Here is a 3307-nt window from a genome sequence, read left to right as displayed (position 1 = left end):
TGGCGGCGGCGGCCGCGCCCAGGAGGAGGGCGAGCAGCAGGAAGGCGCCGGGACCGGAGCTCCGGCGGAGGGCGGCGTCGACGGCCCCGGCGAGCACGCCGGGCAGGGCGAGGGTGGTGGCGGCCTCGACCGGCAGGGCGATGCCCAGCGCGAGGGGCCGGCCGGTGGCGCGGCGGGGCAACTGAAGCTCCCGTCGGATAGTCCCGATAGTTCTGATTGTTCCAGGGGTTCCAAGAGTTCGGGCGGCCCGGGACCGTGCCCGGGAAGGCCGGTGCCGTCCCTGCCTGTCCGGACAGGCAGGGACGGCATCCGGTGGCTACCGCCTGGTCAGCCGACGCCCGAGCCCACGGCTCGGTCGCCTGGTCAGCTGACGGTGAAGAGCAGGCAGGTCAGGATGAGGCAGGTGTACTGACAGCCGTTGCCGTGGCCGGTCAGCTCGACCGACTCGGTCTCCGGCAGGTCCTGGAGCGCCGCGAGGTCGGTCTCGAAGTCCACCGTGTTCTCCATGATTGTTTCCTCCCCTTGAGGTACCCGTTGAGGTATCCGCCCGCCGCGATCTGCGTGCGGGCGTCAGGTGTCGCACCCCGGGCGGCCTCCATCCACCGCACCGGGGCTGATGCCCCGGGCCTCAGCGGGCCCGGGAGTCTGTGAACCGTGAAGTGCGGGCGGCGGATCAGCCCGGACGGCCGGTCCGCAGGAACGCGGCCAGCAGTTCGTGCAGCACGGCGGCGCCCTCGTCGGCGAGCACCTCGTGCCCGGAGCCGGCCGCCTCGACGTACCGGAAGTCCTCGCCCTCGACCCGGCCGATCCGCAGCAGCTCGTGCCGCAGTGACCGGGACTGGCTCACCGGTACGACCTCGTCCCGGTTTCCGTGCACGACCAGCAGTGGCGCGCTCAGCCGGTGCGCCAGTTGCAGCACGTCGCGCGGTCCGCGGGTGTCGGCGATCGGTTCGCCGCCGCCCAGGCGGGTGGTCAACGCCCGTACGGGGGGCGCCGCTTCGGCGAGGAGTCGGGCGCCGGACAGGAACGGTGCGACCACCGCGCAGCGGGCGACCTGCTCGGCCGGCGCGTGTGCGGCCGCCAGGAGCGCCAGGAAGGCGCCGTAGCTGACCCCGAAGAGGGCCGGCGGTTCCAGGCCGAGGGCGGCACGCTGGCCCGCGATGCCGTCCAGCAGGTACAGGACGTCGTCCAGGTCGGGCCCGCCCCAGGCGCCCCGGATGGCCAGTGCGTGCGCCACGCCGTAGCCGGTGGAGCCGCGCTGGTTCGGCGCGACGACGGCGAGACCCTCGGCGGCCATCCGCTGCAGCGCCGGATCGAACTCCAGCCGCCAGGCGTCGGCCGGGCCGCCGTGCAGTGCCAGCACCAGGTGCGGGCTGCTCAGCCAGGAGTCCCCGCCGTACACCACGGCCTCCAACGGTCCTGCCGGGCCCGCGAGTTCAAGGCTCTGCGCGGGATGCCAGCGGCCACCGTCCCCGGGCGGGGTGCTGCCGTCCAGCCGCCAGCCGGGCGGCGCGGTCTTCACCGGGCGCACCCCGCCGGGCTGCCAGGGCAGTACGGTGTCCCGCCACGGGCCGGGCAGCCCCGAGGCCAGCGGCGCGAGTTGCAGCGGCAGCGGCATCGGGCCGGAGGCGGCCGGGAGGGGACCGTGCGTCAGCAGTGCGTCCACGTCCAGGGTGGCCAGCGCCGCCGGGTGGTCGGGCGAGGAGTACGGCAGCCGCAGCCCCGACTCGCTCCAGTGCCCGACCGCGCCGAGCCGCCCGGGTGGCACCGGCAGCGGGTCCAGCCGCCCGGCCGAGGGCCGCCACAGCGCGAGCGCCGAACCCGCGCCGTGGTCGATCTGCACCGCGACCCGGGGGCCGTCGGCCGCCGTCCGCAGTGCGACCGGTCGCAGGAACATACCCGCGACGTGCAGGCATTCCGGGAACCGCAGCGGCTCGCCGGTGCCGAGGGCGCCCCAGCCGAGCCGGTCGGTGCCGGGCGCGTCGCTGCGCACCATCGCGAACCGGCTGTCCGGGTCGAACAGCACCAGGCGGTCGTTGCTGTGCGGGCCGATCTCCAGCAGTGGGGTGGTGCGGCCGTTGCGCAGGTCGAGCACCACGCTGCGGACCAGGCCCGCGTTCACCCGGTCCAGCGCGAGCAGCGTGCCCGTGCGGTCCAGCCAGGTGCCGCCGCCGTGCAACCCCGGGATCTCGGCGACCTGTTCGGGCTCGCTGCCGTCCGTGCGCACCAGCCAGGCGGTGGTCGCCGGGCGGGTGTCGCTGCCGAGCGCGACCGCCACCGGTGTCCGCGGGCCGGCCCCGGCCTGCGCCGGGAACGGCAGCAGCCGCAGTCCGGCCATCCGCAGTGAGCCCGACTGTTGTTCCAGGGTGCCGTTCTCGCCGGACGAGAGGCGGACGAGGTCGTGCCGATCGCCGTCGTGCCGGCAGGTCAGCACCGAGCCGTCGGGCAGTGCGACCAGCTGTGAGCGCAGGCTCTCCGAGCGATTGCCGGGCAGCGGCAGTGCGGTCGGCGTCGCCGGCCCGCCGTCCTGCGGCAGTCGCCAACTCTCCACGTACCAGCCGCTGTCGGCGCAGGAGGCGAGGCAGGCGGCGTGGCTGCCGTCGGCGGCGAAGGTGAAGCTCAGCCGGCGCAGGGCCTGGGTCAAGGTCCGGGTGGCCACGTTCATGCTCCGCTCACCCCGGTGGTGCCGGACCGGCCCGCGCTGCCGGACGGGCCCGCGGCGTCGGACGGGAGCCGGCGTTCGGTCGGTGGCGCCGGGTCCAGCCAGAGCCGGGGCCCGCCGTGGCGCAGCCGCAGCAGGAAGGCCAACGGGCCTGCCGTGCCGGTGCCGTAGCCGGCGGCGCAGCCGGTGCCGGTCTCGTCCGGGAGCACCCGGAGGCCGTCGCGCACGGCCGCTCGGGCGGCGATCAGCTGGGCCAACTCCTCGGCACCCGTTCGGAATTCGGGCTCTCCGGTGGTCTCGGCGAGGTCCAGCAGGTACTCGCCGTCGCCGGCCAGTCCGTGGCAGGCGCTCGCCCCGCCGTGCCAGCGGGCCGCCAGTACGGCGCGTCCGGCGGCGCGGGCGAGGTCGAGGGTGTCGGTGTCGCCGGTGACACGGGCGAGCCGCAGCAGGAAGCTGCCCGCGCCGGAGGATCCGCTGCACCAGTGGGAGAGCCGAATGTGCTCCGGATCGCTCGCGCTCTGCGGCCACCAGGCGGTGTCGCTCTCACCGCCCCACCGTGCGGTGGCGGCGAGCGTCCGCCCGGCCTCGGCGGCCCCGGCGAGCAGGGCCCGGTCGCCGGTCGCCCCGGCGGCGGCGAGGAGGAAG

Annotated in this window: 4 protein-coding genes; all 4 read right to left on the bottom strand. The window is 75.9% G+C overall.

All coding sequences use genetic code 11. From position 1 onward, the window contains the following. Positions 1-181, bottom strand: a 181-nt coding sequence (locus KS423_RS41690; protein ID WP_224284928.1) for a hypothetical protein, incomplete at its 3' end; no start/stop codon positions are given. Between the two features lie 182 nt (positions 182-363). Then, positions 364-507 carry a VenA family class IV lanthipeptide gene (locus tag KS423_RS41685; protein ID WP_158835523.1) on the bottom strand — a complete coding sequence of 48 codons (144 nt, stop codon included), beginning with the start codon at positions 505-507 and terminating at the stop codon, positions 364-366. Positions 508-673: 166 nt separating this feature from the next. Beyond that, the gene (locus KS423_RS41680; RefSeq protein ID WP_224284927.1) at positions 674-2665 is read right to left on the bottom strand and encodes an alpha/beta fold hydrolase; all 1992 of its coding nucleotides are present in this window, start codon (positions 2663-2665) and stop codon (positions 674-676) included. After that, positions 2662-3307, bottom strand: a 646-nt coding sequence (locus KS423_RS41675; RefSeq protein ID WP_308020314.1) for a lanthionine synthetase LanC family protein, incomplete at its 5' end; no start/stop codon positions are given. The genes KS423_RS41680 and KS423_RS41675, both read right to left, overlap by 4 nt.

Origin of the sequence: Streptomyces sp. LS1784 (genome assembly GCF_020103755.1) — a bacterium.
In the GTDB taxonomy this organism is placed as follows: Bacteria; Actinomycetota; Actinomycetes; order Streptomycetales; family Streptomycetaceae; genus Kitasatospora.
The sequence above is the reverse complement of the archived record's forward strand: the minus strand, read 5'-3'. Positions and strand labels throughout refer to the sequence as shown.

Bases quoted from the DNA above. Each gene is read 5' to 3' on its own strand.
- KS423_RS41680 (WP_224284927.1), bottom strand. From the start codon at position 2,665: ATGAACGTGGCCACCCGGACCTTGACCCAGGCCCTGCGCCGGCTGAGC.
- KS423_RS41685 (WP_158835523.1), bottom strand. From the start codon at position 507: ATGGAGAACACGGTGGACTTCGAGACCGACCTCGCGGCGCTCCAGGAC.